Annotated in this window: 11 protein-coding genes; 6 read left to right on the forward strand and 5 right to left on the reverse strand. The window is 61.2% G+C overall.

All coding sequences use genetic code 11. The features are described 5' to 3' along the window. The first annotated feature begins 424 nt into the window (after positions 1 to 424). The gene (locus GA0061100_RS14710) at positions 425 to 8,935 is read left to right on the forward strand and encodes a glycoside hydrolase family 94 protein (RefSeq protein ID WP_075853800.1); all 8,511 of its coding nucleotides are present in this window, start codon (positions 425 to 427) and stop codon (positions 8,933 to 8,935) included. Positions 8,936 to 9,043: 108 nt separating this feature from the next. Then, on the forward strand, positions 9,044 to 10,240 hold the full coding sequence (locus tag GA0061100_RS14715) for an OpgC family protein (RefSeq protein WP_075853801.1): 1,197 nt from the start codon (positions 9,044 to 9,046) through the stop codon (positions 10,238 to 10,240). Between the two features lie 552 nt (positions 10,241 to 10,792). Here the strand turns inward: GA0061100_RS14715 and GA0061100_RS14720 are convergent. After that, positions 10,793 to 12,562, reverse strand: coding sequence for a glucan ABC transporter ATP-binding protein/ permease (locus tag GA0061100_RS14720; RefSeq protein ID WP_075853802.1), 1,770 nt, complete (start codon positions 12,560 to 12,562; stop codon positions 10,793 to 10,795). A gap of 376 nt (positions 12,563 to 12,938) precedes the next feature. Between GA0061100_RS14720 and GA0061100_RS14725 the strand changes: the two genes are divergently transcribed. The 4 genes from GA0061100_RS14725 (at position 12,939) to GA0061100_RS14740 (ending at position 18,699) form a co-directional block, all read left to right on the forward strand. Beyond that, positions 12,939 to 13,679 (forward strand): helix-turn-helix transcriptional regulator, encoded by a 741-nt coding sequence (locus tag GA0061100_RS14725; protein WP_075853455.1) that lies wholly within the window; start codon positions 12,939 to 12,941, stop codon positions 13,677 to 13,679. Positions 13,680 to 13,795: 116 nt separating this feature from the next. Further along, positions 13,796 to 17,257, forward strand: coding sequence for a pyruvate carboxylase (pyc, locus tag GA0061100_RS14730; protein ID WP_075853456.1), 3,462 nt, complete (start codon positions 13,796 to 13,798; stop codon positions 17,255 to 17,257). 74 nt (positions 17,258 to 17,331) lie between these two features. After that, on the forward strand, positions 17,332 to 18,153 hold the full coding sequence (gene aidB / locus GA0061100_RS14735) for an AidB family quorum-quenching N-acyl homoserine lactonase (RefSeq protein ID WP_075853457.1): 822 nt from the start codon (positions 17,332 to 17,334) through the stop codon (positions 18,151 to 18,153). Positions 18,154 to 18,240: 87 nt separating this feature from the next. Further along, positions 18,241 to 18,699 carry a GNAT family N-acetyltransferase gene (locus GA0061100_RS14740; RefSeq protein ID WP_075853458.1) on the forward strand — a complete coding sequence of 153 codons (459 nt, stop codon included), beginning with the start codon at positions 18,241 to 18,243 and terminating at the stop codon, positions 18,697 to 18,699. Between the two features lie 7 nt (positions 18,700 to 18,706). Here the strand turns inward: GA0061100_RS14740 and GA0061100_RS14745 are convergent, their stop codons facing one another. From GA0061100_RS14745 to GA0061100_RS14760, 4 genes are all read right to left on the reverse strand, one after another. Continuing rightward, a complete protein-coding gene (locus GA0061100_RS14745; RefSeq protein ID WP_075853459.1) occupies positions 18,707 to 19,951 on the reverse strand; it encodes an MFS transporter in 1,245 nt (414 codons plus the stop codon). A gap of 263 nt (positions 19,952 to 20,214) precedes the next feature. Continuing rightward, on the reverse strand, positions 20,215 to 20,976 hold the full coding sequence (locus GA0061100_RS14750) for an amino acid ABC transporter ATP-binding protein (protein ID WP_075853460.1): 762 nt from the start codon (positions 20,974 to 20,976) through the stop codon (positions 20,215 to 20,217). After that, entirely contained in the window at positions 20,973 to 21,653 is a 681-nt protein-coding gene (locus GA0061100_RS14755) for an amino acid ABC transporter permease (RefSeq protein ID WP_075853461.1), read from the reverse strand. Before GA0061100_RS14755 ends, GA0061100_RS14750 begins: the two co-directional genes overlap by 4 nt. 85 nt (positions 21,654 to 21,738) lie before the next feature. Continuing rightward, positions 21,739 to 22,512 carry an amino acid ABC transporter substrate-binding protein gene (locus GA0061100_RS14760; RefSeq protein ID WP_075853462.1) on the reverse strand — a complete coding sequence of 258 codons (774 nt, stop codon included), beginning with the start codon at positions 22,510 to 22,512 and terminating at the stop codon, positions 21,739 to 21,741. Positions 22,513 to 22,773: the final 261 nt, after the last annotated feature.

Raw genomic sequence — 22,773 nt, forward strand, 5'->3', positions numbered from 1 at the left:
CAGGAATTTGCGAATCTTTTGAGGGGGTTCAGTTTAAGTTCATCTTCTGCGGGATATTGAGAGGTCAATATGCCGAACCATGCTGAATTTCCGAAAGCGGATCCATCAGCCGAAGGAGAATGCCTCGTGACCTTGATTGATTGTCGTTGACGTCTGCGGATCGCTGCCGGAACCATTTGGCCGCGTATCCAGTTTCATGGGCACCCAACCGGGATAATGGCAAAGCGCCACGATCCTTAAGAATGGCCCCGTGAAAATCTTCGCCTCTGTTTGTTTGTTCTAAGCCGTCATTTCGAATTCACCCCCTTCGCCCGCCGGGAAGCGAAGCAAAAGGGTCCAAATGCGTGAATTCTTGTGTCGGGCAGGGCAAAGACGATAAAGGCGATAATGCCACTCACTCTGTTTGGACCCAGAACCCGAATCCATGACATCTCAAAATCTCTCCACCGTTACGCCGCGCGATTCTGAAGCCAAGCAGATCGATCATAACGATGCGATCCGCGCCACCTATTTTTCCAATGAGCAGATAAGGGAATGCGGCGCGACCTTCGCCCGCAATGGCGCGAAAACCAAGCTGCCGGGCTTTGCGCCCTTCGATTTCTTCGCGCGGCACAAGGAAAACGAAAAAGAGATCCTGCGCGTCTATCGCTCGGCCAATGCCGATGTCGACGCTGGTGAATCGATTACGCCGGCGGCTGAATGGCTGCTCGACAACCACTACATCATCGAAGAAGCCATTCAGGAAGTCCGCCGCGATTTTCCGAAGAAGTTTTACGACCAGCTGCAGACGCTGACCATCGACGGCATGGTGATGCCGCGCACTATGGCGCTTGCATGGCTTTACGTCGCCCACACGCATAGCACAGTATCCAATCAGGGCCTGCTGGCGCTCGTCGAAGGTTTCCAGTCTGTCGAGATGCTGAAGATCGGCGAGCTTTGGGCCGTTCCTTCGCTGGTGCGCTACATCCTCGTCGAAAACCTGCGCCGCATTTCGATCCGGGTCGAGCAGAGCCGCATTACCCGCAAGAAGGCCAATACCGCCGTCGACGAGCTGATCCGTCTCAACGACGATGCCAAGGTCGCCGAGTTCCTGAAGACGCTCGAGCCTTTAACCTCGGATAATACCTTCGCCACACAGTTCCTCTATCGCCTGCGCGACGGCTCACATACGTCGGGTCTCGCCGTCACCTGGCTTGAGAAGCGGCTTGCCGAGGCCGGCACCGACGCCGAAAGCGTCATGATGGCCGAGCATAATCGCCTGTCGTCGGGCAATGTGACGATGGGCAACATCATCAAGAGCCTGCGTCTCATCGACGATACCGACTGGTCCGTCTGGGTCGAAGAGGTCAGCGCCGTCGACAAGCTGCTCTGGGACGAGACCGACTACGCCAAGCTCGATCCGGGCTCGCGCAACAGCTACCGCCGCCGCATCGAAAAGCTCGCCCGCCGTTCCGACAAGACCGAAATGGAGATCGCCCAGGTCGCCATGGCGATGACCGAGGCCGCCAAGGCATCGGGCGAAGGGCAGGCGCGCGAGCCGAATATCGGCGATTTCATCATGGGTCAGCAGACCCAGAAGCTGGAAAAGGCAATCGGCTACCGTGCGCCGATTTCGGTCAGTTTCGTGCGCCAGTGGCGCAAGCTCAACTGGCTGTCGATCGCAGCCCCGGTGCTGTTCCTGACCGTCGTGGCGCTGGTCGTCGTCGGCTATTTCATGCTGCATGCCGGCATGGGCTGGGCCGAGACCATCCTGCTGCTACTGATGTTCTCGCTGCCGGCGTCGGAAGGCGCCACCGGCCTCTTCAATTTCTTCGTCACCATGTATCTGACGCCGGCGCGTCTGGTCGGCTACGAATTCAAGGACGGCATTCCGGAAGAAGCCCGCACGCTGGTCGTCGTGCCGACGCTGATCGGCAATCGCGACAGCGTCGACGAACTCGTGCGCAATCTTGAAGTCCATTACCTCGCCAATCCGGGCGGCGAGATCTACTACGCACTGCTCAGCGACTGGCCCGACAGCCAGGAGGAGGAGAGCGAGCGCGATCTGGAAATCCTCGATTATGCCCGTCGCGAAGTGGCCAATCTGGCTGCGCGCTATGACGAGGATGGCATTCAGCGCTTCTACCTGCTGCATCGCCGCCGTCTCTATAATCCGTCCGAAGGCGCGTGGATGGGCTGGGAGCGCAAGCGCGGCAAGCTGCATGAGTTGAACATGCTCCTGCGCGGCGACCGCGACACCACCTTCCTGCCCGGCGCCAATATCGTGCCGAAGGACGTGCAGTATGTGATGACGCTCGATTCCGATACACGCCTGGTGCGCGATACGGTAACGAAGCTCGTCGGCAAGCTGCATCACCCGATCAACCGCCCGGTTTTCGACCCCGAGAGCAAGCGCGTCGTGCGCGGTTACGGCGTGTTGCAGCCGCGCGTTACCCCGTCGTTGACGACAGGAAAGGATGCGTCGGTGTTCCAGCGCGTCTTCTCGGTCAATCGCGGCCTCGACCCTTACGTCTTCGCCGTTTCCGACGTCTATCAGGATCTGGTCGAAGAAGGCACGTTTACCGGCAAGGGCCTCTATCATGTGGATGCCTTCGAGGCGTCGCTGAAGGGCAAGATCGACGAAAACGCCGTTCTCAGCCACGATTTGCTCGAAGGCTCGATGGCGCGCTGCGCTCTCGTCACGGACTGCGAACTCGTCGAAGACTTCCCGATCCGCTATGAAGTGGAAGTCTCGCGCCAGCATCGCTGGGCGCGCGGCGACTGGCAGCTCCTTCCCTATCTCTTCAATCCGAAGCGCGGCGTCACCGGCCTCGGCCGCTGGAAGATGATGGACAATCTGCGTCGTTCGCTGACGCCGATCGCCTGGTTCTTCGCCTCAGTGCTCGGCTGGTACTTCATGGAGCCGCTGGCGGCGCTGATCTGGCAGATCCTTCTGATCTTCTGCCTGTTCGTCGCGCCGACGCTGTCGCTCATCAACGGCATCATTCCGCGCACCAGCGATATCGTCGCCCGTGCCCATCTCTACACCGTCTGGTCGGATATCCGCGCCGCCAATGCGCAGGTGGCGCTGCGCATCGTCTTCATTGCCGACGGCGCCTGCATCATGGCCGACGCCATCGGGCGCTCGCTCTACCGCGCCTTTGTCAGCCGCAAGCTGATGCTGCAATGGCGAACCGCGGCAAGTGCCCAAGCGGCGGCACAGACGACGATCCTCGGCCACTACCGCGTCATGTGGCATGCGCCCGTGCTGGCGCTGCTGGCTCTGGCTTTTGCGTCGCTCTCCGGCGACAACGCCTTCTTTGTCGGCATTCCCTTTGCGCTGCTCTGGGTCCTGTCGCCGGCGATCGCCTGGTATGTCAGCCAGTCGGCCGAAACCGAAGACCGGCTCGAAGTGCCGGAAAGCGTTTCGTTCGAATTGCGCAAGATCGCGCGGCGCACCTGGCGTTATTTCGAGACCTTCGTCGTCGAACAGCAGAACCATCTGCCGCCCGATAACGTGCAGCAGACCCCGAATGCCGTCGTCGCATCGCGGACGTCACCGACCAATATCGGCGTCTACCTGCTGTCCGTCATTTCGGCCCGCCATTTCGGCTGGACGTCCTTCGAGGAAACCATCGATCGCATGGAAAAGACCATGGCGACCGTGGCAAAGCTCGAAAAGTTCCGTGGGCACCTGTGCAACTGGTATCACACCGATACGCTGAAGCCGATGGGCGCGCGCTATATCTCGGCTGTTGATAGCGGCAACTTCGCCGGCCACCTGATTGCCGTTTCGTCCGCCTGCCGCATCTGGGCGGAAGCGCCATCTGCGCATATGCAGGGCAATCTGGACGGTATCGGCGACGTCGCCGGCATTCTCGCCGAAACGCTTGCCGAGCTTCCGGACGACCGCAAGACGGTGCGGCCGCTGCGCCGCCGCCTGGAAGAGCGCATCGCCGGCTTCCAGAACGCGCTTGCCGCCGTCAAGCGCGAGCATGAGTTCGCCTCGATCCGCGTCATCAACCTTTCGGTGCTGGCACAGGATATCCAGAAGCTTGCGGCAAACCTCGATCATGAGGTGAAGTCGACGCAGAGCGGCGAAGTGCTCACCTGGTCGCAGTCGCTGGTTAGGGTTTGCGAAGGCCATATCGCCGACAGCATCTTCGATCTCGCCAACGTGGATTCGCTGCGCCAGCGCCTGGCGAAATTGCGCGATCAGATGCGCGAACTCGCCTTCGGCATGGAATATGCCTTCCTCTATCGTCCGGAGCGGCGCCTGCTTTCCATCGGCTTCCGCGTCGAAACCAACGAGCTCGATGCGGCCTGCTACGACCTTTTGGCCTCCGAAGCCCGCCTCACCAGCCTTTTCGCCATCGCCAAGGGCGATCTGCCGACCGAGCACTGGTATCGCCTCGGCCGTCAGGTCGTGCCCGTCGGTTCGCGCGGAGCGCTGGTCTCCTGGTCCGGCTCGATGTTCGAATATCTGATGCCGCCGCTCGTCATGCAGGAGCGTCAGGGCGGTATCCTCAACCAGACGAACAATCTGGTCGTGCAGGAGCAGATGAACTACGCCAAGCGTCTTGGCTCCGACATCCCCTGGGGCATTTCGGAAGCGGCCTTCAATGCCCGCGACCATTACATGCACTACCAGTACACCAATTTCGGTGTGCCCTCCCTCGGCCTCAAGCGCGGCCTCGGCCAGAACGCCGTCATCGCGCCTTACGCCTCGATCCTCGCCAGCCAGTATCGCCCGGCCGCGGCGCTGGAAAACCTGCAGAAGCTGCGCAAGGTCGGCGCGCTCGGCATCTACGGCTTCCACGATGCCGTCGATTTCACGCCGACCCGTGTTCCCGAAGGCAAGAAATGCGCGGTGGTCTACAACTATTATGCGCACCATCACGGCATGTCGATCGCCGCGATCGCCAACGTCGCCTTCAACGGCCGCCTGCGCGAGCTCTTCCATGCCGATCCGGTGATCGAAGCCGCCGAACTGCTGCTGCAGGAAAAGGCGCCGCGCGATATTCCGGTCATGGCCGCCAAGCACGAAAGCGACCAGCCGGCCAATATCCAGGAAGACATGCTGCGCCCGGAAATCCGCAAGATCGCCGACCCGGCGACGCAGGATCGCGAGCTCGCCTTCCTCTCCAACGGCCATTATTCCGTCATGCTGACGGCGACCGGCGCCGGCTACTCGCGCTGGAACGGCCTGACCGTCTCGCGCTGGCGCGCCGATCCGACGGAAGACCGCTGGGGCACCTTCATCTTCCTGCGCGACACCGCCTCCGGCCAGTGGTGGTCGGCGACGGCCGAGCCGCGCAGCATCGAAGGAGAAAAGACCAAGGTCTCGTTCAGCGATGAAAAGGCCGAGTACAGCAAGACGGTCGGCGATCTCACCAGCGACGTCGAGTGCATCGTCGCCACCGAGCACGATGCCGAAGGCCGACGCGTCACGCTGCTCAACATGGGCACGGAAGATCGCTTCATCGAAGTGACCTCCTACCTCGAGCCGGCGATTGCCAGCGACGACGTCGATTCCGGTCACCCGGTCTTCACGCGCATGTTCGTGCGCACCGAGATCGGCAAGAGCGGCGACGTGATCCGCGCCGAGCGCAACAAGCGCGACTACAATGAGCCGGACATGTCAGTCGCCCATCTGGTCGTCGACAATGCCGGATCGGAACGTCCGACCGAATTCGAAACCGATCGCCGCAAGTTCCTCGGCCGCGGCCGCACGCTTGCGGAGGCCGCCGCCTTCGATCCGGGCGCGACGCTCTCCGGCACGGACGGCTTCACCATGGACGCCTGCCTGTCGCTGCGTCGCGTCGTTCGCGTGCCAGCCGGCAAGAAGGTCAGCATCATCTTCTGGACCATCGCCGCGCCGAACCGGGAAGAGGTCGACAAGGCTGTCGAGCGTTACCGCAATCCCGACACCTTCGGCATCGAACTCACGCAGGCCTGGACCCGTACGCAGATGCAGATGCGCCATGTCGGCGTCACCTCGCAGCAGGCGGCCGCCTTCCAGAAGCTCGCACGCTATCTCGTCTATCCGGATATGCACCTGCGCGCCGATGGCGCCACCGTGCAGGCCGGTCTGCATTCGCAGTCGGCTCTCTGGCCGGTGACGATCTCGGGCGATTTCCCGATCTTCACGCTGCGCATCAATGACGATGTCGATCTCGAAATCGCCAGGGAAGCGCTGATGGCGGCGGAATATCTGCGCTCGCGCGGCATCAACGCCGATCTCGTCATCGTCAACGAGCGCGCCGTCGACCATGCGCAGGACATGCAGCGCGAACTGGACAAGTTCGTCGAGCACGTTCGCCACAATCAGGGCGATGGCCTGAGGCCGAACATCTTCTCCGTTCGCAAGGACCTGATCGAGAACGAGACCTATCAGGAGATTCTTGCCGCATCGCGGGTGATCTTCCATGCCCGCAACGGCAAGCTCGTCGATCAGATCGCGCGTGCGGCGACGCTTTTTGCCTCGGCACAGTCCGACGAGCCAGCGTCGGCCAATCGTCTCACCGTGCCTGCCGCGCTGCAGGAAACGGTCTTTGCGGCCGAGCCTCTCGAGGCGCAGGACGATCTCGATTTCTGGAACGGTTACGGCGGCTTCTCCAAGGACGGGCGCGAATATGTCGTGCGTCTGCCGGGTGGCCAGTCGACGCCGCATCCGTGGGTCAACGTCATCTCGAACGAGCGCTTCGGCTTCCATGTTCCTGCCGAAGGCGGCGGTTTCACCTGGAGCCACAATTCGCGCGACTACCAGCTGACACCCTGGACCAACGACATGGTCATCAACCGTCCGGGCGAGGCGCTTTATGTCGCCGATCTCGACAGCAACAAGGTCATGACGCCCTATGCCGGCCTGTCGCGCAATGCGAAGGTCCGTTTCGAGGCGCGTCATGGTCTTGGCTATTCCGTCTTCTCGAGCGAAGAGGATGGCGTCGCGCTGGAGCTGACGCAGACCGTCGATCGCGAGCGTCCGGTCAAGCTCTTCCGTCTGCGGCTCAGCAATAACGGTGCTGATAGCAAGCGCTTGCGCGTCTATAATTATGCCGAGTGGGTGCTCGGCATCAATCAGAACAAGACCAGGCCCTTCATCCTGTCGACGCTGGATGAGGAAACGGGCGCTCTGTTTGCCAACAACCCCTACAGCATCGATTACTTCAAGCGGACCGCCTTCATGGCGGCGAGCGAGACGCATTCGAGCTTCTCGGCAAGCCGCCGCGAGTTCATTGGCCGCCATGGCACGATCCAGATGCCGGAAGCCGTGGTGACGGGTGCAGCACTCTCCAACTCGGCCGATCTCGATGGCGACCCCTGCGGTGCTCTGGCCTTCGACGTGGCGATTGCCGCCGGCGAGCAAAAGGAAATCTGCTTCTATATGGGCGATACGGCGACCGTCGAGGAAGCCCGGGCGCTCGTTTCGGAAATCCGCAAGGCCGATTTCGAGGCCGTACTTTCGGCAGGCCGCGAGTTCTGGAACGGCTTCACCGGTCATGTGAAGATCTCGACGCCGGACAAGGCGATGAACAACATGATCAACGCCTGGCTGCCTTATCAGAGCCTTGGCTGCCGCATCATGTCGCGTACCGCCTTCTACCAGTCGTCGGGTGCCTTCGGCTTCCGCGATCAGCTGCAGGATACGCTGGCATTCCTGGTGCATAAGCCGGAGCTTGCCCGCAACCAGATCCTCAATGCGGCCCAGCGTCAGTTCCGCGAGGGCGACGTGCAGCATTGGTGGCTGCCGGGCAGCGGCGCCGGCGTGCGCACGCATATCTCCGACGACGTCGTCTGGCTCGCCTATGCCATCGACCAGTACTGCACGGTGACGGGCGACAAGTCGCTTCTCGACGAGGAGCTCGCCTTCGTCGAGGGGGCGGCGCTGATGCCGGGAACGCATGACGTGTTCTACCAGCCGAAGGTGTCGGAGGACAAAGTCAGCGTCTACGAACATGCGGCCTTGGCCCTTGATCTTGCGATCAAGCGCAAGGGCGGCAACGGCCTGCCGCTGATCCTCGGCGGCGACTGGAACGACGGCATGAACCGCGTCGGCATCCAGGGTCGCGGCGAAAGCGTCTGGCTCGGCTGGTTCCTGGCCGGCATGCTTACCGCCTTCCTGCCCTATGCCGAAGCACGCGGCGACAAGGAGCGCGTCAAGCGCTGGTCGGATCATCTGCCGGAACTGCGCAAGGCGCTGGAATCGGCTGGCTGGGATGGCGGTCACTATCGCCGCGGCTATTTCGATGATGGCAGCCCGCTCGGCTCTGCCGAGAATTTCGAATGCCAGATCGATTCGATCGCGCAGTCGTGGAACATTCTCTCCGGCGAGGGTGACAGGGCACGCGGCGAGAAGGCGATGAACGCTGTGCTCGACAAGCTGGTGGATGACGAAAACCGCATCATCCGGCTGTTCACGCCGCCCTTTGCCAAGTCGGCCCGCGATCCGGGCTACATCAAGTCCTATCCGCCGGGCGTGCGCGAAAATGGCGGCCAGTATACCCATGCGGCCACCTGGGTGGTCATGGCGCTGGCGGAGATGAATCGCGGCGACGATGCCTGGCATTGCTTTGACATGCTGAACCCGATCAACCATGCACGCGATCGTGATCAGGCCGATACCTATCGTGTAGAGCCCTATGTGGTCGCTGCTGATATCTACGGCGAAGGACAATTGACGGGCCGTGGCGGCTGGACCTGGTACACGGGATCCGCCGGCTGGCTGTATCGCGTCGCTGTCGAAGGCATTCTCGGTATCCGCGTGAAAAACGGACGGCTTTTCGTCAAGCCGGCCTTGCCTTCGAACTGGGACGGCTTTGCGGCGGATATCGAACTGCCGAGCGGAAATTACCGTATTTCCGTCTCAAAAGCGCCCGATGCAGCGACATACTCGGTCACCATCAATGACAGGGCGGTCGCCCATCCCGAAGAGGGCTATCCGGTCGGACAGTAGCGTTTCTGCACTGTTTCGCTTCGACGATCGGGGCCAAAGGGGGAACTCTTTGGCCCCGATTGCATTTGATTGTCGGAACAGGAGAGTTTTATGAATTCGAGGGCGAACATGAGCCCGGAGCCGGCACAACGCGTGAGTTTGCCGAAGCCGGTCTCCCAGAGGGATACCCGACTGGATGTTCTCAGAGCCTTGGCTCTGATCATGATCTTTATCAACCATGTGCCGGGGCAGATTTTCGAGGACTTGACCTCGAAGAATTTCGGATTTTCCGACGGCGCCGAGGCTTTCGTGCTGATTTCCGGCATTTCCGTCGGCCTTGCTTACGGAACGAAATTTCTTCCAGGCAATCGGCTGAAGATGGCATGGAAGGCGGTCAGACGCGCCTTCACGCTTTATACCGCGCATATGATCACGACTTTCGTGACGTTGGTGCTCTTCATTTCCGGCGCGTGGATTTTCCACCAGAAGGGCCTGCTCTGCGAGGTGAATATCCTTGCCCTGCTGATGGACCCGGCGCGCGGCATACCCGCGCTGCTGACGCTCGGGCACCAGATCGGCTATAACAACATTCTGCCCATGTACGGCGCTCTGTTCCTGATGCTGCCGCTGATCATGCTGCTCGAGGCAAGGAATCCCCTGCTTCTGCTCGCAATTTCCATCGGTGTCTGGCTGGTGTCCGGCATCTATTACATCGCGCCGCATACGACGCTGCTTGACGGCTTCTGGTTCCTCAATCCGCTGTCCTGGCAGCTGCTGTTCGTCATCGGCTTCGTCGCCAGCATGCATGTCAAGCGCGGCGGGCAGATTCCTGCCCATCCGGTTTTGATCGCGCTGGCCTTCGCCTATGTGCTCCTGTCCTTCATCTGGGTGACCGACAAGCTCTGGATCCTTGGCGACTATCTTGCCACGCTTGGCCTGCCGACCGTCGTTACCGGCTTCGACAAGACCTTCCTGTCGCTGCCGCGGCTGCTGCATGTCTTGGCGCTCGCCTATCTGATCGTCAGCATCCCGTCCATTTCCGCGCTGCTGCGCCGTTCGGCAAGCCACCCGCTGACGATCCTCGGGCGGCATTCGCTGAACATCTTCGTTGCGGGAACGATCCTCGCGATGGCCGGCCAGGTTCTGCTCTATATAACCAACAAGAGCCCCGTCGTCGGCGCAATCTATGTCGTCGTCGGCATCGCCGCGCAATTCCTTTATGCCTATCACCTTGAGCACAAGCGGCTTGAGCTTGCCGGCCAGCGTGTGGCGAAGGCGCCTGCGGCGCGGATCGCAATGCCCGCTCATTTCGGAAAGCGTCATTGAAGGCTTCCAGGCTTCTGCCGTGCCGCGTGCCCGCACGCGGTTCGGTCCATCGATCTTACCGCCGTTGCCGAGGTTGCGGCGACCAGGCTTACGGGATCGGCTCTGGCAAATGAGCGGCATGTTCAGCTTCGAGTGCAAGTTCTGATCCGATGCTAGTCGGGTGCCGACCCTAACTCCAGTCGGCATTCGCCCGTATTGACCTCCGATCAGAAAACGGAAAGGCCCGGTTTTCCCGCCGGGTCTTTCTTCGTATTTGATGGGCTGTGTTTTCCGGAGTTGGGTTTCTGCAGGCAAAGCCCCTCACCCTAGCCCTCTCCCCGTTGAAACAGGGAGAGGGGACCTGTTCCGTGTTTGTGGCACCTGCGGATAAAGGTGCTGATCTTGTGCGGTAAACTCCCTCGCGCCGCTTGCGGGGAGAGGGCTGGGGTGAGGGGCATACATCGAACATGCCATCGCGCCTGAGCGACAATCGTTACCACGCTCAAATCCTCGACAGCAAAAAGCCGGGAGAGCATCGCTCTCCCGGCTTCGATCTTGGGCTCCTTGCGAAGATCAGGCCGCTTCGTTTTCCGTTGCGTGTGCCTTGCGGACTTCCTCGTCCGTCAGGATGCCGCTGGCGCGCAGGAGGGCGGCGAAGCGACCGTTGCTCTGGCTGAGCTCGTTGAAGCTGCCGTTCTCGATGATGCGGCCGTTGTCCAGGAATAGGACCATGTCGGCCTCGCGGACCGTCGACAGGCGGTGCGCAATGATGAAGGTCGTGCGGTTCTGGCGCAGGTTGTCGATCGCCGTCTTGACCCGGTTTTCGGTTTCGACGTCGAGCGCGCTGGTCGCTTCGTCGAGCACGAGGATCGGCGCATCCTTGAGGATGGCGCGAGCGATGGCGATACGCTGGCGTTCACCACCCGAGAGCTTGTTGCCGCGCTCGCCGACGCGGGTATCGTAGCCGCCTTCGCGGGTTTCGATGAAGTCGTTGGCAGCGGCAGCCTGGGCGGCACGAATCATTTCCTCCTGCGTCGCACCTTCGCGGCCGAGGCGGATGTTGTCGCTGATCGAGCGGTTCAGCAGACCGGCATCCTGGAAGACGGTGGCGATGAAGCGGCGCAGCGACTTGCGCGTCACCTTGGTGATGTCGTGACCGTCGACGAGGATCTGGCCCTTCTGCGGGTCGAAGACGCGCTGCAGCAGGTTGACGAGCGTCGTCTTGCCGGCGCCGGTCGGGCCGACGATGGCGACGGTCTGACCTGCCTTCACCGTGAAGGAGATATCGTGCAGGCCCTGCGACGAGTTGGCGAAGCCGAAGGATACGTCGCGGAATTCCACTTCGCCCTTGACGTCCTTGATTTCGGCAAGGCCGGCCGGTTCTTCGCGGTCGCGGACCGAATCTTCCAGCGTGTAGAAGTCCACGAGCTTGGCGCGAGCCTCGAAAATCTGGTTGGCGAAGTTGCGCAGCTGTTCCAGACGGCCGATCAGCACGTTGGCGAAAGCGATGAAGGTGATGAGAGCACCGAGGCTCAGGCTGCCATCCTGTACGAGGACGGTGCCGATCATCAGGATCGCCATCATGGCGACGGTCGAGGCCGTGCGGTTCAGGGCACCGGCAAGCGCCCACCAGTCGAGGACCGGATACTGGGCCGCCAGCAGACGCTCGGTGAACGACTTCAGCGCCTTGGTTTCAGCTTCGATGCGGTTGTAGCTGTGCAGCACCGATACGTTGCTGATCGAGTCGCTGACATGCGAGAAAACCGTGTTGTAGTGGCTTTCGACCGAGGTCTGGCCATCCTTCGTACGGCTCATGACCAGACGGCCGATGATCCAGTAGAAGACGCCGAGCAGGACGAGGACTGCGGACAGGCGCAGGTCCATGGCCATGGCGGTTGGAACCATGATGACGAGCGCGACGGCGGTCGACAGATGGTTGCGCATGAATTCAAGCCACAGGCCGAACAGCGCTTCGCAGGCGCGCAGAAGCGTGTTCAGCGCGCTCGCCGTGCCGCGCTGGCTATGCCAGGAGAGCGGCATCGAGATGATGCGGCCGAATGCTTCGGTGAGCAGGGAGGCGCGGCGGCCATGCGCAAGGCGGTCAGCCTCGCGGGACACCACGATGAAGGCGACAGCACTGAAGACGGCAAAGCCAGCCCACAATATCATCGTGGGCGTGACAGCCTCTTTCTTGGCAATGGCGTCGAAGATGCGGCCGAACAGAACCGGTTCGTAGATGGTGGTCATCGCAAGCGCGATGTTTGCGATCACGACCATCCAAACGCGGTATCGATACGCGCCAAGATACTTCAGGGCTCTTGCATAGACTTTGAACAGTGACACGTCAGGCACCCTCTGTGCATCAGCAAAACTCGGAATGCTGCGACACTACAGATCGGTACCTGAACCGGCGATTAACGGAATCTGCCGCTGTTTTTTCAAGGGAATTTCTCGCGTAGCGCGTGCCGACGCAGCGAGGTGCTATCGGCCGCCGCAGAAATGTGACAATTTGGGGACGACCCTGCCGCGGCATCATCCGTTACTATTAAGTCACGCCGAAGGCGGCCATTCAGGGTTGAATGGTAAAAAAATCGCCAAAGGCGTTCAATTTCGCGCCGGCCTGAGTATGTTGCCGGCGATTAGGCGCGCTATGGGGCCAGCGAGCAGGGTGGCAATGCTCGTCCGCCGATAATTCAGGCTGCGAGGCCGAGGGGTAAATGTGAATATCCATTCGCTAATACAATTGCTTGTCGTCATCGAAGAATGCAAGCGTACCAAGGATGTCGTGGCCGAACTCGAGCTTGTGCTCCGCTCCTATAAGTTCGATTTCTATGGCGTATTGAAGCAGACGCGACCGAATGTCGATGTTGCGAATTTCATCCTGGCAGGCCGCTGGCCTGATCAATGGCCGCTGACCTATGTCCGCAAGAGATATATGCTGGTCGATCCGGTCGCGCGCTATGCCACCCAGGCACAGCGCCCCTTCCGCTGGAGCGATGCCGTGGCTGCGCAGAAATCGGATCCGCTCCGGCGCCGGATGGAGCAGATGATGGCGGATGCCCGCGCCAACGGGCTTATCGATGGCTATATTTTTCCGATTCACGGACGAAGCGGTCTGCTTGGCAGCATGACGATCGGCGGTGAGGCGGTCGATCTCTCTCCAACGGAGCTTTCGCTCTTCGATGCCGTTGCCAGAAAGACCTTCTGGCGGCTTCTGGAGCTGCGTGACGAAGCGCAATCGCTCGAGGCGCAGGGAAAGGTCGATCTGAAACTGACCAAACGCGAGATGGAAGTGCTCAACCATCTGGCCGACGGCATGACGTCGATCGAGATCAGCCGGCTGCTGACGATCTCCAATCACACCGTCGACTGGTACATGAACAGCATCCAGGACAAGCTGAAGGCCAGAAATCGGCAGCACATCGTTGCCATCGCTTTCAGAAACGGACTTATTCCGTAACAGCAACTATTTTGATGTCGGATGTCGCAGGAGAAATTGAACTTCCCGTGACAAGAAGTTAAGAATTCTCTTCGCGGGTGCAGCATTGCCCGTTTCGATGCCGTGAGGAGACAGCATTGCCCATTTCCAAGATCCTGGTTGCCAACCGTTCCGAAATCGCCATCCGCGTATTCCGCGCCGCCAACGAGCTTGGCATAAAAACGGTGGCCATCTGGGCCGAGGAAGACAAACTCGCGCTGCATCGCTTCAAGGCGGACGAGAGCTATCAGGTCGGCCGCGGCCCGCATCTTGCCCGCGATCTCGGGCCGATCGAGAGCTATCTGTCGATCGAGGAGATCATCCGCGTCGCCAAGCTTTCCGGTGCCGATGCCATTCACCCGGGCTACGGCCTGCTGTCGGAAAGCCCCGAATTCGTCGATGCCTGCGATGCCGCCGGCATCATCTTCATCGGCCCGCGCGCCGACACGATGCGTCAGCTCGGCAACAAGGTCGCGGCGCGCAATCTCGCAATCTCGGTCGGCGTGCCCGTCGTGCCGGCAACCGATCCGTTGCCTGACGATATGAAGGAAGTCGCCAAGATGGCGGCCGCGATCGGCTATCCGGTCATGCTCAAGGCCTCCTGGGGCGGCGGCGGTCGCGGCATGCGCGTCATTCGCTCCGAGGCCGATCTCGCCAAGGAAGTGACGGAAGCCAAGCGTGAGGCGAAGGCCGCCTTCGGCAAGGACGAGGTCTATCTCGAAAAGCTCGTCGAGCGCGCCCGCCATGTCGAAAGCCAGATCCTTGGCGATACGCATGGCAATGTCGTACATCTGTTCGAGCGCGACTGTTCGGTTCAGCGCCGTAACCAGAAGGTCGTCGAGCGTGCGCCGGCACCTTATCTCACCGATGCGCAGCGCCAGGAGCTGGCGGCCTATTCGCTGAAGATCGCCGAAGCCACGAATTACGTCGGCGCCGGCACCGTCGAGTATCTGATGGATGCGGATACCGGCAAATTCTATTTCATCGAAGTCAATCCGCGCATCCAGGTCGAGCACACGGTGACCGAAGTCGTCACCGGCATCGATATCGTCAAGGCGCAGATCCATATTCTCGACGGCTTCGCCATCGGCACACCGGAATCGGGCGTTCCACGCCAAGAAGACATCCGCCTCAACGGCCATGCGCTGCAGTGCCGCGTGACGACGGAAGATCCGGAACATAACTTCATCCCGGACTACGGCCGCATCACCGCCTATCGCTCGGCGTCCGGTTTCGGCATTCGCCTTGACGGCGGCACGTCCTATACCGGTGCGATCATCACCCGCTACTACGATCCGCTGCTGGTGAAGGTAACGGCCTGGGCGCCGAACCCGCAGGAGGCGATCGCCCGCATGTACCGGGCACTGCGCGAATTCCGCATCCGTGGCGTCGCGACAAACCTCACCTTCCTCGAAGCGATCATCACGCACGAGAAATTCCGCGACAACAGCTACACGACGCGCTTCATCGATTCCACGCCGGAGCTGTTCCAGCAGGTCAAGCGCCAGGATCGTGCCACCAAGCTTCTGACCTATCTCGCCGACGTTACGGTCAACGGCCATCCGGAAACACGCGGCCGTCCTGCACCGTCGCCGAAGGTTGCCCAGCCGGTGCTACCCTATATCGACAGCAATGTTCCCGATGGCACCAAGCAGCTGCTCGACAAGCTCGGCCCGCAGAAGTTTGCCGAATGGATGCGCGGCGAAAAGCGCGTGCTGATGACCGACACGACGATGCGCGACGGCCATCAATCGTTGCTTGCCACCCGCATGCGTACCTACGATATCGCGAGCATCGCCGGCACCTATGCCCGCGCCCTGCCGCAGCTTCTGTCGCTGGAGTGCTGGGGTGGCGCCACCTTCGACGTTTCCATGCGCTTCCTGACGGAAGATCCATGGGAACGTCTGGCGCTGATCCGCGAGGGTGCACCGAACCTGCTACTGCAGATGCTTTTGCGCGGCGCCAACGGCGTCGGCTACACCAACTATCCCGACAATGTCGTGAAATATTTCGTCCGCCAGGCGGCCAAGGGCGGCGTCGATCTCTTCCGCGTCTTCGACTGCCTGAACTGGGTCGAGAACATGCGCGTGTCGATGGATGCCGTGGCCGAGGAGAACAAGCTCTGCGAGGCGGCGATCTGCTACACGGGCGATATCCTCAACTCCGCCCGCCCGAAATACGATCTGAAGTATTATACGGATCTCGCCGTCGAGCTGGAAAAGGCCGGTGCCCATATCATCGCGCTGAAGGACATGGCGGGCTTGCTGAAGCCGGCTGCGGCCAAGGTGCTGTTCAAGGCGCTGCGCGAGGCGACTGGCCTGCCGATCCACTTCCACACGCATGACACGTCTGGCATTGCAGCTGCGACGGTGCTTGCCGCTGTCGACGCCGGCGTCGATGCCGTCGACGCAGCGATGGACGCGCTCTCCGGCAATACCTCGCAGCCCTGCCTTGGCTCGATCGTCGAAGCCCTCAAGGGCTCCGAGCGCGATCCGGGCCTCGACCCCGAATGGATCCGCCGCATCTCCTTCTACTGGGAGGCCGTTCGCCACCAGTACGCCGCCTTCGAAAGCGACCTCAAGGGACCGGCCTCGGAAGTCTATCTGCATGAAATGCCGGGCGGTCAGTTCACCAACCTCAAGGAGCAGGCCCGCTCGCTTGGCCTGGAAACCCGCTGGCACCAGGTGGCGCAGGCCTATGCCGATGCCAACCAGATGTTCGGCGATATCGTCAAGGTGACGCCGTCCTCCAAGGTGGTCGGCGACATGGCCCTGATGATGGTAAGCCAGGACCTGACCGTTGCCGATGTCGAGAACCCGGCCAGGGACATCGCTTTCCCGGATTCGGTCGTCTCCATGCTGAAGGGCGATCTCGGCCAGCCGCCGTCGGGATGGCCGGAAGCGCTGCAGAAGAAGGCGCTGAAGGGCGACAAGCCCTACACCGTCCGACCGGGTTCGCTGCTTGCCGAAGCCGATCTCGATGCGGAGCGCAAGGTCATCGAGACCAAGCTGGAGCGCAAGGTCGACGATTTCGAATTCGCCTCCTACCTGATGTATCCGAAGGTCTTCACCGACTATGCCCTGGCGGCCGACACCTATGGCCCGGTCTCGGTGCTGCAGACGCCGGCTTACTTCTATGGTCTCAAGGAAGGCGATGAGCTGTTTGCCGAGATCGAGAGGGGCAAAACGCTCGTCATCGTCAACCAGGCGATGACGGCGACTGACGAAAAGGGCATGGTGACGGTGTTCTTCGAACTCAACGGCCAGCCGCGCCGCATCAAGGTGCCGGATCGTGCCCATGGTGCTTCCGGCAGCGCTATCCGCCGCAAGGCCGAGACCGGCAATGCCGCTCATGTCGGCGCGCCGATGCCGGGTGTCATCTCCACGGTCTTCGTTTCGCCCGGCCAGGCAATCAAGGCCGGCGATGTGCTTGTTTCCATCGAAGCCATGAAGATGGAGACGGCGCTGCACGCCGAAAAGGACGGCACGATCTCCGAGGTGCTGGTGCGCGCCGGCGACCAGATCGACGCCAAGGACCTGCTGGTCGTTTATGGCGCCTGAGCGTCCATAAAGATACGAAAGGGGCCGGCTCCGATCCGGCCCTTTTTGTGCAGTTTTCGGGCGGAGGCGTAGCCATGAGTGGTCATTCCCTGCATATCGGCCAATATGGCGTTACCCTTCTGCTCGACGGGCTCTTCGAAGCACCGGCTGATGTGTTGATCCATGTCGATGGCGAAGCTGCAAGGCAGCAGGCGATCGCAACCTGGGGCAAGCCGACGCTGCAGGTGGATGTGAATTGCTTCCTCCTCCGCGGACCCGCCGGCGCCGTTCTCGTCGATGCCGGGACAGGCACGTCCTGGGGACCGAAATACGGCCATGCGCGCTCGGCATTGCACGAGGCGGGCGTTTCGCCGGAGAAAATCCAGAGCGTCTTGCTCACACATATCCATGGAGACCACGCTCTTGGCTTGTTCGATGGAGACAAGCCGTATTTCCCTCATGCCGACATCTTTGTATCGGACCGCGATATCGCCTTTTTCACCGATCCCGTCGCCCGCGAGGCGATGCCGGAGGCGCGGCGCGGTGGCTTCAAGGTGGCCGAGCAGCTGCGGCGCGTCTACGGGTCGCGCATAAAGCGGATCGGAGAAGGCGAAGTGTTACCCGGCATAGAGGCGCATCCTCTGCCGGGCCATACGCCCGGCCACACCGGCTATCTGCTGCATGGTGACGATAATTCTCTCCTGATCTGGGGAGATGCCCTGCATCTGGGGGATCTGCAGCCCGGCGATCCGAAGATCGGCCTGGTCTATGATCTCGATCCTGAGCTGGCCGTTAGAACCCGCCGAGCTGCTCTGGACGCCGCCGCCCGCGAAGGCTGGATCGTCGCCGGCGGTCACATCACCGGCTTTGGGCGCGTAGAGCGGGAGCTGAAGGGCTACAAGATTCTGCCGGCGTGAGATTGGTGCCGGCAGGGAAATCGACCGGCTTGCGCAGTTCCACGAAGACGACGCAAAAGAAGTTCAGGTGCTATCGGAGGCAGAGGAGTGACGGCAGCGATTTCCTTGCGGGCAGCGACGGATGCCGATGTCGACGCCGTGCGGGCTTTGACACGCGAAGCCTATGGCAAATGGGTGCCTGTCATTGGCCGCGAACCTTTGCCGATGACGGTCGATTATGCCGAAGCCGTGCGCAAGCATCGCATCGATCTCGTGGAGGCCGATGGCGAGCTTGTAGCCTTGATCGAGATGGTGCCAGGAGAGGATCACCTGTTGATCGAGAACATCGCCGTATCGCCGCGCCATCAGGGGCGGGGCATCGGCAGGAAGTTGCTGGATCATGCCGAGCATGTCGCAGCTACGCTCGGCCTGAAAGATATCCGGCTCTACACCAACAAACGCTTTGCCGAGAATGTGCAGCTTTATCTCAAGTATGGCTATACGATCGACCGCGAGGAGCCGCTGGAAGACGGATTCCTTGTCCATATGAGCAAGAATATCGGATAAGCCGCAATTACCTCCGTTTCCCGATCGAGGCTGCCCAGATCGCGGCCAGCAGCGCAAGCACTGCGGATATCAGCATGAGGGCGAACAGGGTGTGGATCGTTGCCGACTGCGCGATGAACAAGCCGCCAATCGATCCGATGAGCGCGCCGCCAGCAATCCGCATGGCGGCGGCAAGCCCTGCGGCCGTCCCGACCATATCTGATCTGACCGACATGGCGCCGCTGTTCGCGGCCGGCATGGTCAGGCCGTTGCCGATACCGATGAAGATACAGGGGCCGAACAGCGCCAGAACCTCCGTCATGCCCGACAGCGACAAGGCGAGGCCAACCGACAGGCCGATGCAGGTCAGAAGTCGGGCGATGACGAGGATGGTGCCGAGGGGGATTCTTGCGCCGTAGCGGCCAGCCAGATAGCTGCCGAGAATGAAGCCGGCGGGAACCAGGCCCATGTAAAAGCCGAGCCTGGCGCTCGAGCCGCCGAGTGCATTGCCTATCGTGAGCGGTGCTCCGCCGAGGAAGATGTAGAGCACGCCCATCGAGCAGGCCATGCAGAGCGTATAGGCCCAAAAGCGTGCCGAACGCAGAAGCAGCGCATAGGAGGCAAGATAGTTCTTACTCGTAGCTGATGCGGGCGCTCTCGACCCTCTTAACTCGCTCATGGAGAGGAGGAAGGCGGCGATGCCGAGGATCGCAAGGACGACAAAGCTTGCCCGCCAGCCGAAGAACTCATCCAGTGAGCCGCCGAACAGCGGACCGACCATAGGCGCCAGCGCCCACCCCATGGCGAGATAGCCAAATTTGCTCGCGGCTTCGTGCTCATCAGAGGTTTCCTTGATGATGACGAGAGCGACGGAGTAGCAGGGGCCTATGCATGCCTGCATCATGCGGCACAGCAGGAAGATGCCGATATTCGGAGCGAGAACGCAGCCGATCGACGCGATGATGAAGATCGCGAGCGCCGTCAGGACGACCGGCCTGCGGCCGAACCGATCCGATATCGCCCCGCCGATCGCCTCAAGCGTTGCGGTGACGATGGAAAAGCCTGCGACCGAGAGGTTCACGAGGGCGAAATCGGCATGGAATGCCGCTGAAATCTTCGGCAGCGACGGTAGGATCATGTTGACTGGCAGCACGGCAAGCGCCGAGAGCAGGATGAGGATTATCAGCCGCGGTTGTGCGGCGGCTCCTTTTTTCGTTGGATCGTCGATTGCCTGTGTGGATGAATGGTCTATGCGGCTTTCGGTGCGCGTCATGGCCTTGTCCGTCGTGTGGTTGGGAAGTCGGGGAAGATCTGACGAGGTGCGCCCGGATTCCGGGCAATAAAAAAGGCCCCGCCAGGAGCCTGCTTACCGCGCATGGGTGCTTTCGCCGGATGGCTACGCCATCCTGCCCATGCGCCTTCCTACCACTACGAGAACGAGTGCCGTGTTCATGGCATTAGAGCTAACCGCAAAGCCGCGCAGCGTCAATGCGCGGCTTATCCATCGGGTTAAACCTGTGTACCCGTGCGGGTCTCTTAGATGTCGTAGCTGAGCCCGGAATTCAGCGTCGAGATGAACTGCTTCGTCCGCTCCTGCGAAGGGTTGGAGAAGAGGTTGCGCGAGGAGCCGGTCTCGACGATGCTGCCCGCTTCCAGGAACACCACATTGTTGGCAATCTTCGACGCCAAGCGCAGGTCATGCGTCGCCATGACCATGGTCGTGCCTTCGTTGGCGAGCTTGCCGAGAACGTCGACCACTTCTGCCGCCAGTTCCGGATCGAGCGCCGAGGTCGGCTCGTCGCAGAGCAGCACGCGCGGCGAGGGGGCAAGCGCCCGGGCGATGGCGACGCGCTGCTGCTGGCCGCCCGAGAGCGTCGAAGGCCAGGCATCCATCTTGTGGGCCATACCGACCTTGGTCAAAAGCTCGACGGCGCGGGCGCGGGCCTTTTCGGCCGGCCAGCGCAGCACGGTCGTCAGACCTTCCATGACGTTACCGATCGCGGTTTGATGCGGAAAGAGCTGGAAATTCTGAAAAACCATGCCGGTCTGGCGGCGGATCTTCTGAATTTCTTGCCAGGACGGCTTCTTGCCCGGCTGGAAGGTGGCTGTCTCTCCGCCGATGCGGATCGTTCCGGCAGTCGGGATCTCGAGCAGGTTGATGCATCGCAGGAGCGTGCTCTTGCCGCCGCCCGAAGGCCCAACAAGCGCCGTTACCGTTCCCTCGGGGATCATCAGGCTGATATCCTTGAGGATGACGTTATCGCCGAAGCGTTTTTCGATATGCGAAAGCTCGATCATGCCTGTGCCTCCAGCGTGCCGCCGGAGCGGGCGAAGCGGCGTTCGAGGTAACCCTGCAGCGTCGACAGGAAGGTGCTGAGGACGAGATAGATGATGGCGGCCTCGATGTAGAGGATCAACGGCTCGTAGGTCGTCGCGACGATGCGCTGCGCGGCCTGGAACAGCTCCGGCACGGTGATGGCGGCGGCAAGCGAGGTGTCCTTGACCAGCGAGATGAAGGTGTTCGATAGCGGCGGCACGGCGACGCGCGCTGCCTGCGGCAGGATGGTGCGGCTCATGGCCTGGCGCCAGTTCATGCCGATCGAATAGGCGGCTTCCCATTGGCCCTTCGGCACGGAGGAGATGACGGCGCGGATAATTTCGGACGTATAGGCGCCGACGCTGAGCGTAAAGCCGATCACGGCAGCCGGGAAGGCGTCGAGCAGGATGCCGAGGCTCGGCAGGCCATAGAAGATGACGAAGAGCTGTACCAGAAGCGGCGTGCCGCGGATCACCCAGACATAGAAGCGGGCGACGGCCACCAGCGGCGCCGGGCCGAACAATCTGACGACGGCGGTAAGCAGACCGAGCAGCAGGCCGAGGACAAAGGTAATCAAGGTGAGCGGGATGGTGAAGATGAGCCCTGCCCAAAGCAGCGTGCTCAGTGACTCCCACATCAGTTGCAACCAATGCTCCACGGAGAAGCCTTTCGATAAGAGAATGCGTCCGGAGGTGACCCCGGACGCATCTTTTTCACAGTTTTATGTCGCTGCCTATGCTTTCTTACTTCGAAACGTCCTGTCCGAAGTACTTCTTCGAGATCTTGTCATAGGTGCCGTCGGCCTTGATATCGGCCAGCGCCTTGTTGATGGCGGCGAGCAGCTCCGGCTCGCCCTTGCGGATGATGGCGGCGGAGAAATCGGCATTGGCCTGCTGGGCGACGATCTTTACCGGCGCGTCGGGCTTGTGCTTCTTGAAGTCGAGGAAGGAGAGGCTGTCGTTGATCGTGGCGTCGGCGCGGCCGGTCAGCACGAGCTGGATCGACTGGTCGAAGCCGTCGGTGCCGACGAGTTCGGCGCCGGATTGCGTCGCGATCTTGCCGAAGTTGCTGGTCAGCGACTGCGCGGACTTCTTGCCTTTGAGATCGGCGAAATCCTTGATGTCGGTGTTGCTGTCCTTGACGATCAGCACGGCCTTGGACGCGATGTACGGATCGGAGAAGTCGTACTTCTGCTTACGGGCATCGGTGATGCCGACTTCGTTGATGACGGTGTCGTAGCGGTTGGCGTCGAGACCGGCGATCAGGCCGTCCCATTTGCCTTCCAGGAACTGCGCCTTGACGCCGAGCTTGGAAGCGATCGCTTCGGCGATTTCGACGTCGAAGCCGGTGAGCTTGCCGCTCTCGTCATGATAGGTGAAGGGCGCATAGGTGCCTTCCGTGCCGACCTTGAATACGCCGGCCGACTGGATCGCCTTGAGGTTTTCGCCGGCATGGGCGGGGAGCAGGAATGCAGCCTGCACGAGGGCGGCGGCGGCAACGGTCTTCAACCAGTTCATCGTTCTCTTCCGTTTCTGGAGCGGTTTCATTCAATGTCGCATACATCGCAGAAAAATTGCATCGCGAAAGCGTAGAAAACTGCGAGATAAATGGGCAATTGCGAATATTTTTCTCAAAGATTGGAATTGCGCCGCTGAGAGAGCCGCCGCTTCCATCTGCCGCCAATGATCGCCGATGGCGGCGACATGAGCCGCATGATGACAATTCTAAACGCTGCCCTATTTCGTCATCTGATTATTGTTCCCGTGCGTCATCCTTCG

This window comes from Martinezella hainanensis, assembly GCF_900094555.1.
Classification (GTDB): domain Bacteria; phylum Pseudomonadota; class Alphaproteobacteria; order Rhizobiales; family Rhizobiaceae; genus Rhizobium; species Rhizobium hainanense.